At 36.5% G+C, this 22,568-nt stretch carries 23 protein-coding genes and 1 riboswitch; of the genes, 21 read left to right on the forward strand and 2 right to left on the reverse strand.

What is annotated here, in order from left to right; genetic code table 11:
- The first annotated feature begins 3 nt into the window (after positions 1-3).
- The 4 genes from AO843_RS11285 to AO843_RS11300 all read left to right on the forward strand — a co-directional run bounded on the left by AO843_RS11285 (position 4) and on the right by AO843_RS11300 (position 2,148).
- Entirely contained in the window at positions 4-648 is a 645-nt protein-coding gene (locus AO843_RS11285) for an HK97 family phage prohead protease (protein ID WP_054611208.1), read from the forward strand.
- Entirely contained in the window at positions 645-1,151 is a 507-nt protein-coding gene (locus AO843_RS11290; protein WP_054611209.1) for a hypothetical protein, read from the forward strand. The genes AO843_RS11285 and AO843_RS11290 overlap by 4 nt, the downstream gene beginning before the upstream one ends.
- Positions 1,152-1,164: 13 nt before the next feature.
- Positions 1,165-1,500, forward strand: coding sequence for a hypothetical protein (locus AO843_RS11295; RefSeq protein ID WP_054611210.1), 336 nt, complete (start codon positions 1,165-1,167; stop codon positions 1,498-1,500).
- 99 nt (positions 1,501-1,599) lie between these two features.
- Complete coding sequence (locus AO843_RS11300) at positions 1,600-2,148, forward strand: AbiV family abortive infection protein (protein ID WP_197278913.1); 549 nt, start codon at positions 1,600-1,602, stop codon at positions 2,146-2,148.
- 149 nt (positions 2,149-2,297) lie between these two features.
- Here AO843_RS11300 and AO843_RS24010 read toward each other — a convergent pair whose 3' ends face one another.
- Both AO843_RS24010 and AO843_RS11310 read right to left on the reverse strand, forming a co-directional pair.
- Entirely contained in the window at positions 2,298-3,650 is a 1,353-nt protein-coding gene (locus AO843_RS24010; RefSeq protein WP_082389444.1) for an ATP-binding protein, read from the reverse strand.
- A 251-nt stretch (positions 3,651-3,901) separates the two neighbouring features.
- Complete coding sequence (locus AO843_RS11310; protein WP_054611212.1) at positions 3,902-4,132, reverse strand: hypothetical protein; 231 nt, start codon at positions 4,130-4,132, stop codon at positions 3,902-3,904.
- Between the two features lie 310 nt (positions 4,133-4,442).
- On the opposite strand from AO843_RS11310, the gene AO843_RS11315 reads away from it, so the two are divergent.
- The 17 genes from AO843_RS11315 (at position 4,443) to AO843_RS11390 (ending at position 22,545) form a co-directional block, all read left to right on the forward strand.
- Complete coding sequence (locus tag AO843_RS11315; protein ID WP_054611213.1) at positions 4,443-4,841, forward strand: hypothetical protein; 399 nt, start codon at positions 4,443-4,445, stop codon at positions 4,839-4,841.
- Positions 4,842-5,077: 236 nt separating this feature from the next.
- Entirely contained in the window at positions 5,078-6,067 is a 990-nt protein-coding gene (locus AO843_RS11320) for a helix-turn-helix domain-containing protein (RefSeq protein ID WP_082389445.1), read from the forward strand.
- 209 nt (positions 6,068-6,276) lie between these two features.
- Positions 6,277-6,570 (forward strand): hypothetical protein, encoded by a 294-nt coding sequence (locus AO843_RS11325; protein ID WP_054611214.1) that lies wholly within the window; start codon positions 6,277-6,279, stop codon positions 6,568-6,570.
- 704 nt (positions 6,571-7,274) lie between these two features.
- Positions 7,275-8,138 (forward strand): M23 family metallopeptidase, encoded by an 864-nt coding sequence (locus AO843_RS25490; protein ID WP_304438284.1) that lies wholly within the window; start codon positions 7,275-7,277, stop codon positions 8,136-8,138.
- A 229-nt stretch (positions 8,139-8,367) separates the two neighbouring features.
- The gene (locus AO843_RS25115) at positions 8,368-8,514 is read left to right on the forward strand and encodes a hypothetical protein (RefSeq protein WP_231630126.1); all 147 of its coding nucleotides are present in this window, start codon (positions 8,368-8,370) and stop codon (positions 8,512-8,514) included.
- 205 nt (positions 8,515-8,719) lie between these two features.
- Positions 8,720-8,995 carry a hypothetical protein gene (locus AO843_RS11335; protein ID WP_054611215.1) on the forward strand — a complete coding sequence of 92 codons (276 nt, stop codon included), beginning with the start codon at positions 8,720-8,722 and terminating at the stop codon, positions 8,993-8,995.
- A gap of 25 nt (positions 8,996-9,020) precedes the next feature.
- Complete coding sequence (gene yidC, locus AO843_RS11340; RefSeq protein ID WP_054611216.1) at positions 9,021-9,653, forward strand: membrane protein insertase YidC; 633 nt, start codon at positions 9,021-9,023, stop codon at positions 9,651-9,653.
- 153 nt (positions 9,654-9,806) lie between these two features.
- Complete coding sequence (locus AO843_RS11345; RefSeq protein ID WP_054611217.1) at positions 9,807-10,238, forward strand: YwiB family protein; 432 nt, start codon at positions 9,807-9,809, stop codon at positions 10,236-10,238.
- Positions 10,238-11,905, forward strand: a complete 1,668-nt coding sequence (gene argS / locus AO843_RS11350) for an arginine--tRNA ligase (protein ID WP_054611218.1) — start codon at positions 10,238-10,240, stop codon at positions 11,903-11,905. Before AO843_RS11345 ends, argS begins: the two co-directional genes overlap by 1 nt.
- Before the next feature lie 230 nt (positions 11,906-12,135).
- Entirely contained in the window at positions 12,136-12,525 is a 390-nt protein-coding gene (locus AO843_RS11355) for a MerR family transcriptional regulator (protein WP_054611219.1), read from the forward strand.
- On the forward strand, positions 12,518-14,017 hold the full coding sequence (locus tag AO843_RS11360; RefSeq protein ID WP_054611220.1) for a class I adenylate-forming enzyme family protein: 1,500 nt from the start codon (positions 12,518-12,520) through the stop codon (positions 14,015-14,017). The genes AO843_RS11355 and AO843_RS11360 overlap by 8 nt, the downstream gene beginning before the upstream one ends.
- A gap of 1 nt (position 14,018) precedes the next feature.
- Complete coding sequence (locus tag AO843_RS11365) at positions 14,019-15,686, forward strand: acyl-CoA dehydrogenase family protein (RefSeq protein WP_054611221.1); 1,668 nt, start codon at positions 14,019-14,021, stop codon at positions 15,684-15,686.
- Between the two features lie 58 nt (positions 15,687-15,744).
- Positions 15,745-15,928: riboswitch (cobalamin riboswitch) on the forward strand.
- Positions 15,929-16,070: 142 nt separating this feature from the next.
- The gene (locus AO843_RS11370) at positions 16,071-17,042 is read left to right on the forward strand and encodes an ABC transporter substrate-binding protein (protein WP_054611222.1); all 972 of its coding nucleotides are present in this window, start codon (positions 16,071-16,073) and stop codon (positions 17,040-17,042) included.
- Positions 17,039-18,040 (forward strand): FecCD family ABC transporter permease, encoded by a 1,002-nt coding sequence (locus AO843_RS11375; RefSeq protein ID WP_054611223.1) that lies wholly within the window; start codon positions 17,039-17,041, stop codon positions 18,038-18,040. The genes AO843_RS11370 and AO843_RS11375 overlap by 4 nt, the downstream gene beginning before the upstream one ends.
- The gene (locus tag AO843_RS11380; RefSeq protein WP_054611224.1) at positions 18,037-19,497 is read left to right on the forward strand and encodes an adenosylcobinamide amidohydrolase; all 1,461 of its coding nucleotides are present in this window, start codon (positions 18,037-18,039) and stop codon (positions 19,495-19,497) included. The genes AO843_RS11375 and AO843_RS11380 overlap by 4 nt, the downstream gene beginning before the upstream one ends.
- Before the next feature lie 12 nt (positions 19,498-19,509).
- Entirely contained in the window at positions 19,510-20,073 is a 564-nt protein-coding gene (locus tag AO843_RS11385) for a cob(I)yrinic acid a,c-diamide adenosyltransferase (RefSeq protein WP_004231536.1), read from the forward strand.
- Positions 20,074-20,310: 237 nt separating this feature from the next.
- Positions 20,311-22,545 carry a heterodisulfide reductase-related iron-sulfur binding cluster gene (locus AO843_RS11390; RefSeq protein WP_054611225.1) on the forward strand — a complete coding sequence of 745 codons (2,235 nt, stop codon included), beginning with the start codon at positions 20,311-20,313 and terminating at the stop codon, positions 22,543-22,545.
- The last annotated feature ends 23 nt before the right edge of the window (positions 22,546-22,568 follow it).

A 22,568-nucleotide genomic window follows, 5' to 3' on the forward strand; every position in this document is an offset into this window, starting at 1 on the left:
TACATGGAGAAAGTAATTTATGGACTAGCTGCTGATTTCGAAGCTGTTCATTGGAATAGAAAAGGTGAGAATGTGGAGTATTTTCATGTTGAGCCTAGCACAGTTCAATATGCTGAAAACGTTGCGTTTACGTTAGAGCATAAACCGAAGCAAACTATTACAACTACGAAAAACGAAGAGAATGGTCAACTAATTATTGTTCAAAAAGGGCCATTACTATTATTCAAATTTATTCCGACAACTAAAGATGGTGAACGTATTTATCGTTACGTGAAGCAAAGGAAATTACGTCAATGCAGCTACATTTTTAGGAAGTTAGCAAGCTTACGAGATGTAAGAACTGAAGGCAAAGCATCATGGGCAATTGATCCAGGGGAGACAATTATGATTAATCATGGTGCAGTCTATGAAATTTGCTTGACCAACACGCCACGTGATAAAAACACTTTCGTTACAACAGATGCCAATCATCCGTTGCTTAAAAGTATCGAATGGAAAACGAATGTGGAATTGGCAGCGACAGATTATTGGAAAGAAGAAGTTAAGTTAGCAGAGTTAGATGAACAACTAGAACGACTTGAGCGCGATCTAGCACGTTCACACCGTAAAACTAAAAAACTATTAAAGAAAAGAGGAATTTTAATATGATGAAAATTGAAGAAAGACAAAAATTAATGGATAAAATTCAAGGCCACAAAAAGCAGTACCTGGAGGAAGTGGCCGAAGTGGGGAAGGCCATTGCTGAATTAAGAAAAAAACGAAATGAAATAGAAGTGAAAATTTCTGCTGCATATGAAGGGGATGCAAATGCTTTACTTGTTTTATCGGAAAATCGAGAATCTGTACAAAAGCTGTCTAAAGAAATTGAATTACAAGAAAGTCGTATTACAAAATTAAATGAGTCATTAAAAGAAATTGAAGCCGATACAGTACGTTTATTAGATGTGTGGATGGAAATATCAACGAACGCACGAAAAGATGCAGATGCTTTATTTGAAAAGGCTGCTTCATTACAACAGCAAGCCGATGAAGCGAGAAATGAAGCTGAAATACACCGCACAGAAGGATTAAGGTACGCTGGACAGATTCGTGATTTTGCAAAGGATTTATCACAAGAAACAGCTAAAAAGTATGTGGATTTCACATATTAAGGCGGTGTGAAGGATGAATGAAAAAGAAGCGCATCGAAAATACCTTCAAGAAATTCAAGCGAGAATGGAAATGAAAGCACAAGCCAATCCCAAAATAGCACAGGCATTACAGCTCTCGCAGGCTTTACAGGACGCTTATGCATCATGTGAGGGGAACAAGTCATTATACGCTATTAAAAGGGCTCAGATACTCGCACAACATGGTTCTACAACGGTTGATTGGGAGCAAAAATACACAGAACTACAAGCCGAAATATCGAGGCTACAAACAGAGCTTCTATTAGCAGATACTGATAGAGCAATTTATAAAGGTCAATTAGAAATGAATGGGATTGATCCAGTGATATAAGGTATCCATAAAACACTTACTTTGGTAGGTGTTTTTATTATGACAATCAATTCCATTTATAATAAGATGTTGGTAAATCGGAAGGAGAAGAAGTTAACTATGAAATTGGACTATACTTTGTTATACAAACTGTTTTGTAGCTGTTATAAAAATGGTTTTGACCTACTTGTAGAAGCAAAATTACTTTATGAGAACGAAAGGTACACTCGCGCTTATACATTAGCTCATTTGTCTTTTGAAGAGTTAGGAAAATTACCAATGATAAATACTTATATGTATAAGGTGGTTCACGGAAGTCAGTATGATGTCCAACATTTAATGAAACGTATGAGAGATCATAAAGAAAAAATTCAAGTTTCACACTTTACTTCAGACTTATTTTCAAATGAAGATATTGATTTAACTGATAATAGGAAACTTAATCAGTATATAAACGAAATGAATAACATGAAAAATAATTCAATCTATGTTGGTTTGAATAATGGAACTATTAGTATACCAAATGATGTTGTTACTAAACAAAAAGCAGAAAAAATGATTGAAATGTCTACAATGCATGCTACTTTTCACTCTCATTTCTCCCAACTTTCAGAAGAAGAATTAAAAAAACTTCATTCAGATGATTTGTATAAATTACTCATAAGGTAATTAAATAGTTAAAGATGAATTAAAAGTATTAGAATATTGATAAAGAGCCATCCGAAAACATATTACTAGTTTAGAGATGGCCTCTATTATTATAAATAATATTTCTACTTAAAATGAATCTATAGTACATTAATTTGTCTTGCTATAACTTATTTTCTTAATTTTCTTTCTTGTTGAATTTCAAGTGCTGTAAGTTTCTTTTTTCCCCCATCTGTTTTTATAAAAACATCACCTTTAGCAGTTGAATAAAGATATTCACTTCTATAAGGTTGAATATTTACTTCAACTATATATAATTCATTAATAATGTTTAAATTATTATCATGTAATGAGGGTAGATCAATCCTGTATATACTTGGTGGAATTTGGGGTTGTATTTTTCCTAATTTTTCAGTAATGGATCTACGTAGTTCATCTCTTTGTTGATAAGTTAGTTTTACACCTACTACTCTTCTTTCTTTATCACTTATTCCCCATATAATTCTACCAGCTCTTTTTGAATTTTCATTTAAATAAGCAACTACATATTGGTCAACCAAACTAAGAATCGAATCAACTGGATTTTGCCCTTTAATTTCCTTGAATTCAACGAATCTGTACTCTTCATCTTTTAGGATATTGTTTTGAATATATTGAACTATTAGTTGACCTTCTTTATTAATATCATTGTTCTTATGTTCGCTAATAGGATTCCTAAGTGAAATATTTGGGATTTTATAGTTATAAGCTATTGGCGAAAATATTTTTTCAGTTCTAGTAATTTCAGCAATAACATTTTGCTCATAAAAAAAATCAAAAGAACCGAATATTATTATTTGATTAAATCTAGAGTAACTTTTAAGAATGGATAGAATTAATTCCTGGAGAAAATTATCGAATGATAGTATTTCATCAAGTACAAGTGGTGTTTTATACTCTAAATTACGATGTAAGCTTATTGCTGAAATTAATTTAAGAAGCTGTGCAGCACCACCTGAAGGCACAACAATCTTTTTTTTAGTTTTGCTTACCTGATTCGTTGGATTAAGGTAGTTTTCAACAATATTTAACCAAGTACTGAGTTCGTCGGGAAAAGGTTCCAAAAGTTCTGAAATGAATTTAATATCATCTTCTTCAATTTCTATACGATCCATATGTATATCATTAAAAAATACAGGTGAGTATTTGTGATAATATGAGATAAATTTATTGTCTCGACCTAATAATGTATTAGAATTCACTTGGAAGTTTGAGTGATATTTTCCTTTAGAATATATGTTTTCGATTGTTTGTATCGTATTATCGTGCTCGGTTATAAGTTTGACATTACTCTCAATATTTACAATTCGAGAATTATTCTTTATAACTGATTTACCATATTGAATATATAAAAGTGCTCCGAAAATTTGTGATTTTCCACTAACATTCTCTCCACATATTAAATTGATACCACTCTTATTAAATTCAATTTCATATTCTTTTATAGGACCGAAGTTTTTTATAACTAAATTTTTAATATACATAGAGTAGCCACCTGCAATTTTTTAAAATTATTTTAAATTCAGAAGTGAAAAATGAATTACTAAGGAGAAATGTAAAGTAGGTAAAATCCCTTAGTAAAAGTTGTTTTTATTGTTTGACTAATTAAAACCTGGCTAAATATACGAAGATATCAGCAACTGACGAATGTGGTCCATTTATTATGACCAAAAAGAAAAACAATTACTATCATCTGCAAAATGGAAATGAACGCTTAAAAACAGGGACACCCGAATTATTGGGCGTCCTCTTTTTTATTCCATACTATATTCATACCAATTATATCTGCAATTTCTTTTACTTCACTGTATTTAATGGTACCACGTGTGAGTTTATTTGAAATGTTTTGCACAGTCGTTTTTTTATCATCCGGTAAATTTTCATTCATTTTATTTACTATTTCAGTTAGTGTCCATCCAGATGATGAAATATAACTCTTAATTTCATTTTTTATTGTATTAGACATATTATTCCCCCTGTTTTTCTTTATTATAGCTTATTTATACACTATAATAAATAATTTTATTCATAAATGAATAATAAGTATTGATAATTTATTCATTATAGTTTAAAGTTACACTATAAAGAATAAAAAATATCAGATGACCATCAAAGGTTAGTCGGTGAATGGACTAGAAATAGCCGACATTTAGAAAGGGGGAGGGGAAATGAAAGTTACAGCAAAAGAATGGCGTGTAATGTCTGATCATAACAAGCAATTATTATTGAATGCAGTAGCAACTAAATAAAACATAGATGAAAAGGGGAATGAGAACATGCAGCAACATCACACATTAGAAAAAGTAGTACAAGAAAGTAGTAACAGTGTTTATGGGTTATCGGCGCAAATGATTCAATTAGAGGTTATACAAGGGGCAGTAGCGAGATTATTAGAACGCATTGACGATATTGTTCACAAAGGTTGGGATAAAGACCGAGGAATGGCTTATCTTGCAATTGATGAAATAAGAGATACAGTACGTTTGATTGATATGGGATTCCATCCTTTGTTTAAAGAAATGTCAGAAGAAGTTAAAACCCTTAACATTAATGCCGACGAATTATATGAAACGGTAATTAAAGGTGGATTAAAGGGATCGATTAAGGCAGCTACAAACGAGGAAAATAAAAAAGCCGATGCGCCAACATCGACTAATGAAACATATTCTAAATAGCATTTTAACACATAGAAGGGGCTTGCTCAATTTTGAGCAGTCCTTTTGATGATGGTTCAATCGCCACACTTTTGTTGTAATTACAAAGCACATGCTACGGCAGGTGTTTTTTTGTGGGATGAAAAATAATTATTAATTTTTAGAAAATAAAAATTGAAACAAATGCTGAAACATATTATGATTGATTAAAGAAACGAAATGAAACAAATACTGAAACAATATTAAGGGGGATAATAATGGAGAAACTTATTGATTCAAAGCAACTTCAAGAAATGTTCAAAATTTCACGAACTACTTTGCACAGAATGGAAAAGGAAGGCCTGCCATTTACTCAAATTGGTAAATCGAAACGCTATAATACTGAAGAAGTAAAGGTGTGGATAGAAGATCGTCACCGTGGAATAGAGAACTTAGAAATCGGTAAAATTTATCATAATCAGGAAATTGCTAAAGCTTTTAAGTGTTCAACACAAGGTGGCATGAGGCGCTCACACTCAACAAATACACTGGTTATCTTCTCAGATCACACAAAAGGGATCTACGAAGATAAATGGATCATTAATAATAATGGAGATGAAATTCTTCTTTATACAGGGATGGGCCAAGAGGGAGATCAGGACATCGAATTTGGCCAAAATAAAACACTTAACGAATCTAGATCTAACGGTATTCGAGTGTACTTATTCGAGGCTTTTAAATCAGGAGAACATGTTTTTAAAGGGCAAGTGGAACTTGTTCAAGATCCTTATACTGAGGTTCAAGCAGGAAGAACGGTTTGGTTGTTTCCACTCCGAATTGTAGGAAATACGTATATAATCCCGGAGGAATTATTAAAAGAAAAGGAAGAAGAAAAAGAAAAAGATGCAAAAAAATTAAGTGATCAAGATTTATTCAATCGCGCAAAGAATGCTGATCGTCTTGGCCAACGTTATACTACTTCTAAGACATATGACCGTGATCCGTATGTTTCTGAATATGTAAAGCGTCGTGCAAGCGGTTGTTGTGATTTGTGTGGGAACCCGGCTCCTTTTGAAGACAAAAAAGGTAGACCATATTTAGAAAGCCATCATGTTATTTGGCTAAGCAAAGGCGGAGAAGATACCATTTACAATACCGTTGCATTAGATCCTTCATGCCACCGAAAAATGCATGTACTGGACCTGGAAGAAGATGTGGAAAAACTACTTTCCAAGATTGATGAATATAAGTCTAAAGAAAATAATTGATTATCTTATGAAGCAGCATTTACAAATTGTTAAGTAGGTTATGAAGGCATCCATAGAAGTTTTGTTATGGATGTTTTTATTTTATATATAATTGTTATAAAAAGTAACGGAAAATGAAAAAAAGAATATTGATATATAAGGCTTTTTGAGTTGATTTTCATACGGGAAAGTGTTAGTATAACCTTATCAAAGTATTGGGGGTTTGGTTTATGCACAGATGGCTATTAACAGATGACATTGTTGTTTATTACTACTATCACTTTCAAGGTCAAGGATTGATTTATCCAACAATTCAAGGTATTTGCAACAAGTTGGGTATAACTGAAAGCAGTTTTAAGGCACGAATTCAGAATTTAATTTATGTAATAACGAATGGCCAAGAAGGTTTATCTAATGCCGCAAACCAAACAAGAGAAGTAGCAGAGTTGCTTGAATACTCAAGACAGAATGATACAAATTTCCAAAATAATTTACAAGTAGTTGTAAATCGAATTTTAAGATAAATTAAAAGAAGTAACGGCTTGAGCTCAAACTCAAAACGTTACTTCTTTTTTTGCCCCAACAAGGCTAATGAAAATAAGGGGATGCTATTATTAGTTTGGCTTAATACATCACACATTCCTGTACACACGCTCACCGTTTTTTTTTTGGCCCCAAATTACACTTATCTAGCCCTACACACTAACCGCCATTATTAATTTAATCAGCCCCACTTTTAGCCCCAATCAGCCCCAAAAACATGCTTTTTCATGCATTATCTTGCTTAGTACAGTATCATTTGAAATGTCATGAAACGTTGATTTATCAATGTTTAGTTAACTCTCTATGCTGTAACGTGCATTCACTCCATTTTAGGCTGGGTAAAATAAGTAGAGCTTTATAAAGGTTGATATGAAGTAGTTTGAGTGGGGTTTAGCCATGAGCTAGCCCCACTTTGAATTTTAAATAAATTACTAGAAGAACCAAAAGTTTAAACGCAGCATTTGTAGTATACAATTTAGATCATAAGCGCAGCTTCAATTTTAGAACACCTGCTATGGTAGGTGTTTTTTGTATATGTCCAAATGAGAGAATTCATCAAAAAAACAGATTTACTTTCTAAAATGATTACAGTTGGAATACAAAAATTATCTATGAAACTTTTCATAATAAATATACGTAAATATAACTGAATTGTTTTATTTATACATTATTGGGGGTTGGTATTGTGGAGGATTTAAGTAGACCAGAAAAAATCATAGAGATTTGGTTAAGAGAAGGTTACGAAAAAGTATATGATGCTACATCAAACGAGTTTAAGAAGATGGTCACTTTAGACCAATTCATGGATTTAAGCGCATCCTTTAATAATGGTGTTAAAAATTATCAATTAGAAACGAAGACGATGGTACAAAATTTAACACAATATGTATGGTTAGATGATAAACGTGAGAAAGCAGTTTTAGCTTCTTTTGATCAATTCAATCGCATACAGCGCTTTTATTTAAAGCCTTTTAGTACTTTCCCAAAAACAGACGAACTATATACAAAAAATAAATACATAATGCCGATTATAGGTGAGTGGTTTATTTTTTGGGGTGGTACGAATGAATTTATTAATTACCACTATTTATATGAAAATCAGCGTTATGCTTACGATTTAGTAAAGGTTCGAGATGGAGAATCTTATCTAAACAGCCCAATACAAAATGAGAATTTTTATGCTTTTGATGAAGCTATTATAGCACCAGCAGATGGCAAAGTCGTAAAAGTTGTAGATGGAATAAAAGATAATGTGCCTGGTGAAATGGTAGAACACAATCCAGCAGGAAACTATGTGGTGATTGAACATGTAGATAATGAATTTAGTATGATTGCACATTTTAAACAGAATTCAATTTTAGTAAAACCAGGAGAATTCGTAACAGAAGGGCAACTTATTGGGAAATGTGGTAACTCTGGTAATTCATCAGAACCTCATATTCATTTCCAGGTAATGGATACTCTTGAAAGTAAATATGGAAAGTCAATTCGTATTCTGTTTAAAGACGGTAAGGAGCCAATACAAGGGGATATGATATCAAATGGTTAATTAGTCAATCATGATTTCCTCGCATCCATCCATATTTGGTTGGGTAACATAATTAAAATGATTGGATGGGGTTAGCTTTAAGCTAGCCCCATTTTCTTTTTAAAGTTTGCTAACTGCACAGCTTAAATTATGATGGAGAATTTAAAAGCATAACAGAAGGAGCAGCTACCATTGTATGGTGTGCGGTAAATAGTCAACTTGATGGAAAGGCGGCGTTTATTGCGAAAATGTGGACATAGCGGAAGCTGTCTCTGCTGAAAATTCAGATCCATCAGGAGTTAGACCGTGGGCTGTTAATGCGGAATATGCAGAGCAACTATGGACACTAACTGAGAATCTAACTGGTATTAAATTTTTAGGTGTAATCCACAAATAATGTGGGAGCAATAAACCTGAACGATGATCCTTTTATTTATCGGAATATTCAGCTATTATTAACTACTTCATATTTAAACCTACTATCTTTATTACCACTTTTTTGAAATAAGAATAATATAAATGTTAGGTCATGTGGATTCATTTGACTCAATAATCACAATACGAATATAATTTTTTTATATAAAAAGGGAAGGAGGGGTATTGTGATTTGGTCGCTTCTCATTAATGATCTATTTATCTTTATGAGTACAATGGAATATTTTTGGCTATTAGCTTCTTTCTTTTTAATGGTTCTATATGTTAATTTACATCTATATTTCGTTCATAAAATAACTTTTCAAGAAGTACAAGATGAAGAGATTGAAATTGACTATGACATCACTAATACTTGGACTCCACCTATGTTAACGTGGTTTGTTCTATGTATTAGAACTTCAGAAAACAATGAGGAAGAAAGTGTGTCTCCTAGTTTCATTTAAACTTTAAAACTAGGAGGAGAACTCATTGTTTACTTTTTTAACGCAGCCAATAATTTATGTAATTCATTTCATTCATTCTTTTACAGGAAGCTATGCTATTGGTGTTATTGGCATCACGATTGCGGTGCGATTGATGCTTATGCCGCTTTTTATTAAATCGGCAAAGCACCAAAAAAATTCCAAAGAATTAATGACATCCATTAAGCCTGAACTAGATGTACTTACTGCTAAATATAAGAATAGTAATGATGAATCTGAAAAAATAATGGTTCAACATAAAATTCAAGAATTAACTTCAGATTCATTGAAAAGTTCTTTATTGGGTTGTTTACCAATTATCGTTCAATTACCTGTAATATTTTCATTGTACTATGCGATAAAGTTAGATACGGTAATCGCAAGTGAAAATTTCCTTTGGATGAATTTGGGTACAGTGGATATTGGCATTTCAATGATTGCTTGTTTAATCTATTTCATTCAAAGTTGTCTCTCATTAGATAAAAGCCAACCAATGAATCTGAAGATTATGGTGTTCATTAATCCAATCATGATCCTAATTTTTAGTTTGTTTAATCCAGCGATTATTCCAATATATTGGACTGTCAGTGCTTTATTACTAACGGTTCAACAATTGATTATTAAAAAATGGTATAGATAGAACGAGAAAGTCCTCTCTTTATTAAGGGAGGATTTTTAATTTCTCTAATTAACTTTAGTGTATGTGCTCAAGTTGACTTCTATCTTGAAAAAACAACGGTATTCATCCTATAATAAAAAGGTTATAGTAAAAGACTAAAAAGGAGCGTCCGTTATGGCGAACGAAGTAAGATCGCAAGTGAACATTAAGCTCATTTCTAAGATTCGTCCAAGTGATGGAGAGTCCGAAAGTTATGAAATGTGGCTCAAAGGGCAGCTACTTGAAAAAGCAGGAAGCTTGTATTTGAAATATGATGAGGTGCAGGAGGATAAAACCATCCGCACTACTATGAAGTTAGGTCATGAGAAGGCACTAATTATGCGTGCTGGAGCTGTCAATATGCGGTTACCATTGAACATAATTGAACAACAAAAGGGGCATTATGAAAGTGAGTTTGGCTCCATGCCACTCGTTATAGACACACAAAAAATGACGTTTACTAAACAGGCAGTAGGCGGAGATTTCCATGTACAGTACGACTTACTAATGGGTGGGCAATCCGTTGGCAATTATACATTAGATATTACATTTACGGAGGTACAATGATGAACGCAGTAGAACAAGTACAACAAGCTATTAGAGCAGCGTTAGCTCAAGCCGTTGAAAAAGCAGGCTTAGTTGAGGCTGACACAGAATTAACGATTCACTTGGAAACACCAAAGGATAAGGCAAATGGTGACTATGCAACAAACATTGCAATGCAATTAACGAAATTAGCTAAGAAGCCGCCTCGTGCTATTGCGGAAGCTATTTTAGAAAACCTGGATACAGCAGGAACAGATATTGAAAAGATTGATATTGCTGGTCCTGGTTTCATGAATATCACAGTACGTAAAGATTTCCTAACAGGGGTAGTTACACAGGTTCTTGAGCAAGGTGCTAACTATGGTCGTTCAAATACAGGTGCAGGCGAGAAAATTCAAGTGGAGTTTGTTTCTGCGAATCCTACAGGAGACCTTCATTTAGGGCATGCACGCGGCGCATCTGTCGGAGATTCGCTGTGTAATGTGTTAGATATGGCTGGTTATAGTGTCTCTCGTGAGTACTATATTAATGATGCAGGAAACCAAATTAATAACCTAGCTTACTCATTAGAAGCACGTTATAAGCAAGCCTTAGGATTGGATGCTGAAATGCCAGAGGACGGCTACCATGGCCCAGATATTATTGAAATTGCTGGTAAGCTAGCGAAAGAGCATGGTGATGCAATACTAGCAAAATCAGATGAAGACCGTTTTGCATTCTTCCGTCAGCATGGTTTAGCGTTAGAATTAGATAAATTAAAAACAGACCTAGCAAACTTCCGTGTAAACTTTGATGTCTGGTATTCTGAGACGTCTCTATATGAAAACGGGAAAATCGAAGTAGCATTAGATAAATTAAAAACAAATGGTCATGTGTTTGAAGAGGATGGTGCCACTTGGTTCCGCTCCACAACATTTGGTGATGATAAAGACCGTGTGTTAATTAAAAACGATGGTTCGTTCACATATTTAACGCCAGATATTGCTTACCATGAGGATAAAATTGTCCGTGGCTTTGATAAATTAATCAATATTTGGGGAGCTGACCACCACGGTTATATTCCTCGTATGAAAGCAGCAATTCAAGCACTAGGCTATGATCGTGATACATTAGAAGTAGCAGTTATTCAAATGGTTCAGCTTTATAAAAACGGTGAAAAATTTAAAATGTCTAAACGTACAGGGAATGCAGTAACAATGCGGGAGCTTGTAGAAGAAGTTGGCCTAGATGCAGTTCGTTACTTCTTCGTGAAGACAGCAGGCGATTCTCATATGGACTTTGACCTTGACCTTGCAGTATCACAATCCAATGAAAACCCAGTGTACTATGCACAATATGCGCATGCACGTATTTCATCAATCTTACGTTCAGCAAATGAACAAGGTTTTGCTGCTTCAACAGAAAATCTTAACCTGCTTACAGCTGAAAAAGAGATTGATTTACTGAAAAAAATAGGCGATTTCCCGCAAGTGGTAGCTGAAGCGGCGAAGCACCGTACACCACATCGTATCGCAAATTATATTCAAGAAACAGCAGCTACTTTCCATAGTTTCTATAATGCAGAAAAAGTATTAGATGCTTCAAACAAAGAGTTAACAGAAGCTCGCTTAGCATTAATTACTGCTGTTCGTACAACAATTGCCAATGCGCTACGCTTAATCGGCGTGTCAGCACCAGAAAAAATGTAATAATTAATTTTAGCCCCTAACATGAAATGTGTTAGGGGCTTTTTAAATGGATAGAGAGCGGAAAATGAACGATGAAATTTTAAAAGTGACGGTTAGAAGTATGAAGGCAACGGATAGGTACTGAGATTTTCTGTTTCAAACCTAATTTTTCTGTTAATTTAGAAAATTTTGTTGAAGTTTACGTTAACGTCAATGGTATACTGTTGCCAATTAGGGAGGGGGAGACGGTTTTGAAGACGATTCAGGAGGTGGCTAAGGAGTTTGATGTGTCTACACGCACAATTCGTTATTATGAGGAGCTTGGACTTCTTTGTCCCCAACGTTCTTCTACCAATCAACGAACCTTTTCGAAAAAAGAATTAGCGAAGCTCAAGCTTATTTTCAGGGGGAAACGTTACGGCTTTTCACTGGAAGAAATCAAGGAAATGATTTTACTTTTTGATTTTGATCGCTCAGGGATTCAACAGTTGGAGCGAACAGTTGAATACGGGGAGCAAAAAATTCAAGAGATTGATAGTAAAATAGCTGAGCTTACGCAAATGAGAAATGAATTACAACAAATGCATGGCATGTTTAATGAAAAATTAACGACTTTAAAGGGAGAGATGCACGATGAATAGTTCCGATTTATTAGCACGTAATGCCCGTAAGTATCCGAAAAAAGAAGCCGTTATTTGTCATGGCAGAAGAATAACCTATCATGATTTAGATGAGCAAGTGTCCTGTTTTAGTCATGCTTTGCTAAAGAAGGGAGTAAGGCAGGGAGATAAGGTTCTGATTTTTATGCCTAACGTTGTAGAGTTTGTTGTTAGCTATTTTGCTATACAGCGTATTGGCGCTATTGTCGTTCCAGTCAATGCTAAATTTACATTACAGGAAGTAGAATATGTGGCGCAACATGCTGAAGCGAAGGCAATTATTGTTCATGAAGCCATTTTTGCAACAGTCGAGCATATAGCAATCCCGTTAAAAATTAAAACAGGACAACAAATAACAGGCTGGCTTCATTATGAAACAATGATTCAAAATGCCGGTGCACAAATGATTGATTGCCAGTTGCATGAGGATGATGCTTCGACTATTTTGTACACATCAGGGACGACTGGGAAACCAAAGGGCGTGTTGTTTAGCTATCGCAATATTATAACGGTGGCACAAATGATTGCAGTTGAAATGGAAGTCAAGCCTGAAAGCCGTATCTTGCTGATGATGCCATTAACCCATTCGGCCCCATTGCATTTATTTTTAATGGCAGGTGTACTTGTAGGCTCTACGATTGTGTTAACACCAACTTTTACACCAGACTTATTTATTGATTCCATTGAACAGGAAAAAACGACCCATTTCTTTGGAGCACCTGTTGCATATTTATTAACAGCACAGATGCCAAGATTGCAATCAGCCGATTTGACCTCCATGAAGTGGTGGGTATACGGTGGAGCACCTTTATCCGAAAGCGAAGTTCGTTTCATTCAACAGGCATTCCGCACAAATAATTTAACATGTGTTTATGGATTAACAGAGGCGGGGCCAAGTGGATCATTGCTATTTGGCAAGGAGCATGAAGCAAAGGCCGGGAGTATTGGTCAGCGTGCGCCTTTAGGTACAGAGATACGTATTGTTAACGACAATGGCGAAGATGTACTAGCAGGAGAAGTGGGGGAAATTGTTTTATTAGGCGAGGGCAATATGCTCGGGTACTACAGGGATGAAATGGCAACTAATGCGGCCTTTATAGACGGCTGGTTAAAAACAGGAGATCTAGCTCGAAAGGATGAAGACGGCTTTATTTGGATTGTTGATCGAAAAAAAGATGTGATCATTTCGGGTGGTGTCAATATTTATCCGAAAGAAATAGAAGATTGCATTTTAAGCTTTGAGGGGATATTTGAAGTGGCAGTGATTGGTGTTCCACATCCACAGTGGGGAGAGACAGTGAAGGCTGTTTATTCTGCTAAACAGGATATTGATGAAGATGCTCTAAAAGATTATTTAGAGGGGCAGCTTGCTAAGTATAAAATACCGCGTATTTTCGAAAAAATGGAAGCGCTACCACGTAATGCGTCAGGCAAAATTTTAAAACAATCCTTGAAGGGACAAGAGGTGAGATAGCATGAAGGTTTTACAACATGAAGTATCACGCACAACCAATTTCTTTACAGATGATGAAACGCTTCAAAAAGTGTTGGAAATGATGTTGGATAAAGAGTTTTCATCTTATGCGCATCGAGAATTGACGGACTTTGGTGAGCTATGTGCGGGTGCTATAGACGTGAGGGCGAAACATACCGATCGACAAGGGGAGCCCCGCCTTCAAAGGTATAATGCTTATGGCGAAGAGGTCTCAGAGGTGTGGGTCAATGATGGCTACAAAAAAACAATCGAGGAGACCTATAATACAGGCATTGTTGGTTATGTGCATAAGGATATTCCTCAACTAGGTCAAAAGGGGAATTATGTTTATAGTTTTGCACAAGGTTATTTACTGTCACATGCAGAGCCCGGTTTTTATTGCCCTGTAACATTGACGATGGCCACTGCTTATTTATTAGACCATTATGCAGAGGAAGAAGTTAAGCAGCGTTTCTTACCGCATGTTTGTGCAACGGGTGATATGGAGCTATATGAGGGGGCGACATTTTTAACAGAACGGCAAGGAGGCTCAGATGTAGGCGCAAATGTAGTAGAAGCAAGAATGGAGGGGAATGAGTACCGCCTCTTTGGAGAAAAGTATTTCGCATCCAATGCGGGGATGTGTGGGGTAGCAATGGTATTGGCAAGAGTAGAAGGTGCACAAGTAGGCTCTAAAGGATTAACTTTATTTGCAGTTCCATGGCGTAATGAAGATGGATCGGCTAATCATCTTCGGATTCGACGACTAAAAGATAAATTAGGTGTGAAAGCAGTTCCATCTGGTGAGGTAGAGTTTGATGGGGCACTAGCTTATGTGGTTGGTGAACAAAATAAAGGAATCTATTATATGTTGGAGGCGCTTAATTTATCAAGAATTTGTAATGCAGTGGCATCCATTGGTATTATGCGCCGTGGCTTCTTAGAGGCGAAGCATTATGTGTCAAATCGCTATGCCTTTGGTAAACCTTTAACTCAATTCCCAATGATCCAGGATACATTGGGTAAATTTGCCGCTAAGCTACATGTAGAAGTAGCCACAATTTTTGATCTTATTCAATTATATGATAAAGTGACGAGTGGTCAGGGGACACAACAAGATATTATAATGAATCGTTTATATATTGCGATTATGAAAAAAGAAACGGCGGAGCAGGCGGTCCATTATGCAAGTGAAGCAATAGAGTTGCATGGTGGTAATGGTTATATTGAAGACTTTGTGACACCTCGTTTACTGAGAGATGCACAAGTATTGACGGTATGGGAAGGCACGGCTAATATACTAGCCTTGGAGCTTATTCGCTTAGTTGATAAATTCCGTGCGCATGAGTTGTTTGTTCAAGAGATGAAGGATCGGTTAGAAAGTTTAACAGACAATCCATTTGTGCGAATCGTTCAAGATCAATTAACTAAACTAGCAGCATCATTACAAACTTTTAGTGCTTTAGATGAAGCAACAAAAACGTTTGAAGCAAAAGATGTTGCGAAAAAAATGGCTCATCTATATGAAAGTGTTATAGCTGTTGAATGGGCACAAAGATTTGGTGGGAAATATGAAAAACTAGCGGATGTTTATTTAGAGCAAACATGGTCATTGCGATCGATGGGTGCTCCAATGAAAACTGTACAGTATTATTCCGAAATTGTATAACAACCTTAGGAGTCGTCTTGAATGGAGGCGACTTCCTTTGTTTTCATGTATAATAAAATCAACTGAATATTATAAAGGTTCTTTACTTACGTAAAGTGAAAAGGGAAATCGGTGCAATTCCGATGCGGTCCCGCCACTGTATGTGTGAGTTTTTTCAAATAATGCCACTGAAGATTTCGGGAAGGTCTGAAAAAACGTAATGAGCACAAGCCAGGAGACCTGCCTTTATAGTATAGACATGACAGCCTACGAGGATAGGGTGGTGGATTTTGTATCAGTTTTTTGGTGCGATTTTGACCCCTCATCATTCGAAGATGAGGGGTCTTATTTTAATGGAAGCGTATTTTTGACCATGGACGCACGGATCAACGAAGGAGGATTCACATGAAGAAATTTTTGAAAATAGGGGTATTAGTATTTTTAGCAATAAGCTTGCTAGCAGCTTGTGGCCAAGGGGCGAAAAATGACAAGCCCGCAGCTACTGGGCAGCAAACTCAACAAGAAACATCACAGGTGGATGAAGCAACATTTCCAATGACTATAACTGATGCCATTGGGAAGGACATTACACTAGAAGCTCCTCCTGAGAAAATAGTGTCACTTATTCCAAGTAATACAGAAATATTATTTGGCCTAGGTTTAAAGGATGAAATAGTAGGGGTTACAAACAACGACGATTATCCACCTGAGGTAGCTGAAAAGGTTAAGGTTGGTGGCATGGAGTACAATATTGAACAAATTATTGCCCTAAAGCCTGATATCGTTTTTGCACACGAATCTAGTATGTCACTTTCAGAATCAGCCATAGAACAGCTTGAGTCGGCAGGAATGAAAGTATTTGTTGTAAAAAATGCACAAGATTTTAATGAAACTTATACAACGATTGAACAGTTAGGTAGCGCCACAGGGAAACTACCAGAGGCAGAGAAAATCATTGCTGACATGAAGGCGAAAGTGGAAGAGGTTCAGGCGAAAGTGAAGGATGTTGAATCCAAGAAAGTGTTTGTAGAAGCTTCTGATGAACCCAATATCTATACTGCTGGTCAAGGCACATTTATGAACGCTATGCTGGAGATGATCCATGCAGAAAATGTAGCAGTAGATGGTGATAATTGGTATGAAATTGGTGCAGAACAAATTATCGCAAAAAATCCAGATGTGATCGTGGTGACATATAATTATGTACCTGATATTTTAACAAAAATACCACAGCGTGCTGGTTTCGATACAATTAATGCAGTGAAAAATAAAGCAATTGCGCAAGTAGATGAAAGTACGACAAGCCGTCAAGGACCTCGCTTGGCAGATGGTCTAGAGGAGTTAGCAAAAGCCATCTACCCAGAGGTATTTAAGTGAAAAAAGTAGTAACAGCCTATGTATTAACATGTACGCTTCTTATCATTAGTATCTGGTGTGGCGTAGCTATAGGCTCAGTTCATATTCCATTAGAAGTATTGTGGAATCAGGCAGTTGATGAAACAGCCGCCAATATCTTTTGGAAAATTCGCTTGCCCCGTGTGCTCTTAGCGGGGCTAGTAGGTGCATCTCTGGCTATTGCGGGAGCAGCTTTCCAAGGTCTATTAAAAAATCCACTAGCAGATCCATATACGCTAGGTGTTTCATCGGGTGCTTCTGTAGGTGCTGTCATGACAATATTTTTTAATATCTCTATACCTGTTGTAGGTTTGTATGCCTTACCAACTTTTAGCATGGTAGGCGCAATCATCACGATGGTTGTTGTCATGAGCTTTGCTAGGATAGTAGACCGGTCTTTAAAGATGGAAACACTCATTTTGACTGGCGTTATTTTTAGTTCATTTTTAGGTTCGCTAATTTCTTTAATGATTGCCTTATCCGGTGAGGAGCTACGCCAAGTAATTGGCTGGCTACTTGGTTCGGTGTCTATGCGTGGTTGGCCTTATGTTCAAATGATTATCCCATTTGTCATTGTTGGCTCGCTTATGATATGGACACAGAGACGAGAGCTCAATGTTTTGTTATATGGGGAAGAAAGAGCGAAGCATTTAGGTGTCAATGTCAAGCGCAGTAAGTATTTGATTTTAGCCGGTGGGTCTATACTAACGGGAGCAGCCGTAGCTGTTTCAGGTACAATTGGCTTTGTAGGGTTGGTTGTACCACATATGACAAGAATGATTTGGGGTTCTGATCACCGCCATTTACTGCCATTATCTTTTTTGAATGGCGCAACATTACTTATAATTTGTGATTTAGTAGCAAGAACAATCATCTTGCCAAGGGAACTGCCGATTGGTGTAATAACTGCATTTATAGGCGCGCCTGTTTTTTCCTATATTTTTTATAAGCAACGTAGAGGCAAGGGGGTACGGGCGTGATTGTTGTTGAACATCTATCAGGTGGTTATGAAGACGTACCGATTGTCAAGGATATAAGTTTTACTGTTAAAAAAGGAAAGATACTTGGTATTTTAGGGCCTAATGGCAGCGGGAAATCTACATTACTCAAGGTAATGAGTGGGATCCTACCAGCAACTACTGGCACGATTGCAATTGATGGACAAAATATCCTTTCCTACAATGCTCGTGCTTTGGCAAAAAAAATGGCTGTTTTACCACAGCTTCATGCGAATGCTTTCTCAAATACTGTAAGGGAAGCTGTTTCACTTGGTCGTTATCCGCATCAAACAGGTTTTTTTTCAAGCTGGTCTGAGCGTGATGAACAGGCAGTCCAACACGCAATGTTACAAACAGGCGTAAAACGTTATGAGCATACGCCAATGGAATTTTTATCGGGTGGCGAACAGCAAAGAGTTTTTGTAGCACAGGCGCTTGCTCAAACTGCAGAAGTTTTATTGCTAGATGAGCCAACAAATCATTTAGACATTGCCCATCAACGTCAAATTTTAGATATGGTACGGAAGGAAGCAGTGGAGTGTGGTTTAACAGTGGTGATGGTATTACATGATATGAATTTAGCTTCTCTCTATTGTGATGAATTATTACTCATGGAAAGCGGACAAATGAGAGCTTTTGGGGCACCTCATGAGGTATTAATTGCTTCTCAAATTGAAGAAATTTATCAAGCTCGAGTGGCTACATATGCTCATCCAGAAATTCCTAAACCACAAATTACGATGATGCCTGCAGCAATCGACTATCAGCAGCGAGCTGTCATAAAAAAAGAACATTTCATGATAACGGAACACTTTATTCATCTTCAATCAGAGATTCCTTTAAAAACGGTATCCTCTGCTGTCCATAACCCTGGTATTGGATGGCATAATTGTTTATTAAATCGCTCTGTGCCTGGTGATTATGTGATCAGTGATGTCAAGAGAGAAGTCAATGAATTTTTGCAAAGAGGGGATTTTTCGCCTACGAATACTGTTGTCATGTTGACGGCGGTGCCAACAGCTCTTGTAGCAATCAATGAGTTTTATGCACCTTTTGGCAGTGTGATAGTAGCTGTTACAGCTGGAGTGGGCAATGCGGTCGATGTATCACGTGTGCACGAAAGGCAAGATGAACCATATATTGGTACTATTAATACGTGGGTAATTATCAATGGCTGTTTATCGGATGAAGCATTTTTTCAGGCCATGATGACAGCTACAGAGGCAAAAACGAAAGCTTTACAATCAGAAAATATCCGTGATGAGCGAAGTGGAACTATTGCTACAGGTACTGCTACAGATAGTCTTTTAATTGCAGCAACTCAAAAGGGGAAAGAAATGTTGTATGGTGGTCCCATTACGGAAGTTGGTAAAATGATTGCGAAGGGTGTTTTTGAAACTACGGTTCAAGCTATTAGGAATTATAAAAATCAATTTTAGGAGATGAGAGAGATGAAGCTTTATACAAAAACAGGGGATACGGGTAAAACGAGTCTTATAGGAGGACGCGTTGATAAAGATAGTTTACGTGTTGAGACATATGGGGCTATTGATGAATTAAATTCTTTTATTGGGAAAGCTGTAAGTGAATTAGATCAAGCGCTTTTCAAGGATATTTTAACGGATCTAGAAACGATTCAACATGAGCTGTTCGATGCCGGCGGTGATCTTGCAAACGTGATGAAAGAACGGCATTATAAGCTAACAGAACAACCAATTGAGGTGCTGGAAGCTCGTATTGATGCACTGTCGGATGAAGCGCCACCATTACAACGTTTTATTTTGCCAGGAGGAGCACCAGCAGCTGCCACTTTACACATTGCTCGCACTGTTGCACGTCGAGCAGAACGTGAAATGGTGACACTTATGAAAGAGGTTGAAGATGTGCCAAAGGTTGTACAAAAATATTTAAATCGATTATCAGATTATTTATTTGCAGCTGCACGCGTTGTGAATGCTCGATTAAATGTAGCAGATGTTGAATATATTCGTAGTGGTAATGTCTTTAAAAAATAAAAATTTAGTTTTCTATGGAAAGTAAAAAATGCTACTTTGAAAAAATTCAGGGTGGCTTTTTTTCTTGTAAAATGTAAGAATATAAAATTATCAGAAATATTTCCGTTTTATGTTGACTGAATGCTCACTCATTTATTAGAATAGGAATATAATGATAAAGTGACGCACATTTTCGTATGAGCTAGCAAATTTACCACAAAGAGAGAAAATTACGACAAACTAAAGGGGGGACCAACCATGAGTCCATTATTAATTGCTAACATTGTCTTAACAGTCGTGGTTGTACTTTATGCAGTAGGATTGTTCTTCTATCTGTTGAAAACACGCTATAAGTATGTGCAGTTGGGGAAAAAGGTTGAGTTTGATGAAAGTGTTAAAGAACGACTTCGCTATATTATGGTCAATGTATTTGGTCAAAATAAGCTATTAAAAGATCCAAAGAGTGGTTTAATTCACGTTATGTTTTTCTATGGATTTTTAATGGTGCAGCTAGGGGCCATTGATTTAATTTGGAAAGGATTAGCGCCAGGTTCACATCTACCACTAGGTATTTTCTATGGTGTCTTTACATTCTTCCAGGAACTTGTAGTTTTAATGATTTTGATAGCGGTTGTGTGGGCCTTTTACCGACGCTATGTTGAAAAACTAGTACGTTTAAAACGTGGGTGGAAAAACGGTCTTGTATTAATTTTCATTGGTGGCTTAATGGTATCGACGTTAATCGCTAATGGTATGGGTTTAATTTGGCATGGTGAGGGATTAACATATACGGAGCCAGTTGCTTCAAGTATTGCTGCTATTCTTGGCTTCTTACCTGCATCGGTAGCTGCTGGTGTATTTTATGTCATGTGGTGGGCCCATTTATTAATTCTTTTAACATTCCTTGTGTATGTACCACAATCTAAACATTTCCATTTAATTGTAAGTCCGATTAATGTTTACATGAATCGCTTAGACCGTACAGGGACATTGACACCAATTGATTTTGAAGCTTTAGAAGAGGCTGGAGAAAATGCAGAAAGTGAAGAGGATATGCCTTCTATTGGGGTGGGACGCATACAGGACTTCACACAAAAGCAAATGCTTGATCTGTATTCTTGTGTAGAATGTGGACGCTGTACAAATATGTGTCCAGCAACAGGGACAGGAAAAATGCTGTCTCCTATGGATTTAATCGTGAAATTACGAGATCATTTAACATTTACAGGTGCTGTTGAAACAAAGCAAAAGCCTTGGGTGCCTTATCAATTCTTTGCTAATACAAAGGGTAATCAGCTTGCGATGGCAGCTGGTGCTAAAGGGGCTGTGATTGAAGATATCTACAGTCCATCTTTAATCGGTGATGTGATTACGGAGGAAGAGATTTGGGCATGTACGACTTGTCGTAACTGTGAGGATCAATGCCCTGTAATGAACGAGCATGTTGATAAAATAATTGACCTTCGTCGTTATTTAACAATGACAGAGGGGAAAGTAAATCCTGATGCGCAACGTGCTATGACGAATATCGAGAGACAAGGAAATCCTTGGGGCTTAAATCGTAAAGAAAAAGAAAATTGGCGTGATCTAGATCCAACGATCCAAATTCCTACCGTAAAAGAGTTGAAAAAGTCTGGCGAGGAAATGGAATATCTATTCTGGGTTGGTTCAATGGGCGCATTTGATAACCGCTCTCAAAAAATTGCTTTAGCATTCTGTCGTCTATTAAACGAAGCTGGCGTAAAGTTTGCAATCTTAGGAAATAAAGAGAAGAACTCTGGGGACACACCTCGTCGTTTAGGAAATGAATTCTTGTTCCAAGAACTAGCTACGGCAAATATTGATGAGTTTGTTAAAAATGATGTGAAAAAAATTGTTACAATTGATCCTCATGCATACAATATCTTTAAAAATGAATACCAAGATTTTGGTTGGAAAGGCGAAGTATATCATCATACTGAATTATTAAATCAGTTAATTGAAGAGAACCGTCTAGCATTAAATTACGAGGTTCATGAAACAATTGTTTTCCATGATTCATGTTACTTAGGTCGTTACAATGATGTCTATGATGCGCCGCGAGAAATTCTACGTGGTATTCCTGGCGTGAAGTTAGTCGAAATGGAACGTAATCGCGAATCAGCAATGTGCTGTGGTGCAGGTGGCGGTCTCATGTGGATGGAAGAGCATGTCGGCAATCGCATTAACGTAGCTCGGACAGAACAGGCATTAGCAACCAATGCTTCAGTTATTTCATCTGGTTGTCCATACTGCTTAACAATGTTGGAGGATGGTACAAAGGCAAAAGAAGTAGAAGATTCCATTGGAACATTCGATGTTGCAGAGTTATTAGAGCGTTCAGTGTTTGGGGAAAAAATAAAAGCGGGTGACAACTCTTCTGAAGAAGCAGTAGAAGAAACACTTGAAGAAGTAGTTGTGTCAGTAGAAAATTTGAATCAAAACGAGAATACTGAAATAAGCGCAGAAAAATGATTGTTATTGTAGAAATATTTTAG

This window comes from Lysinibacillus sp. ZYM-1 (assembly GCF_001308875.1).
Taxonomy (GTDB): Bacteria; Bacillota; Bacilli; order Bacillales_A; family Planococcaceae; genus Lysinibacillus.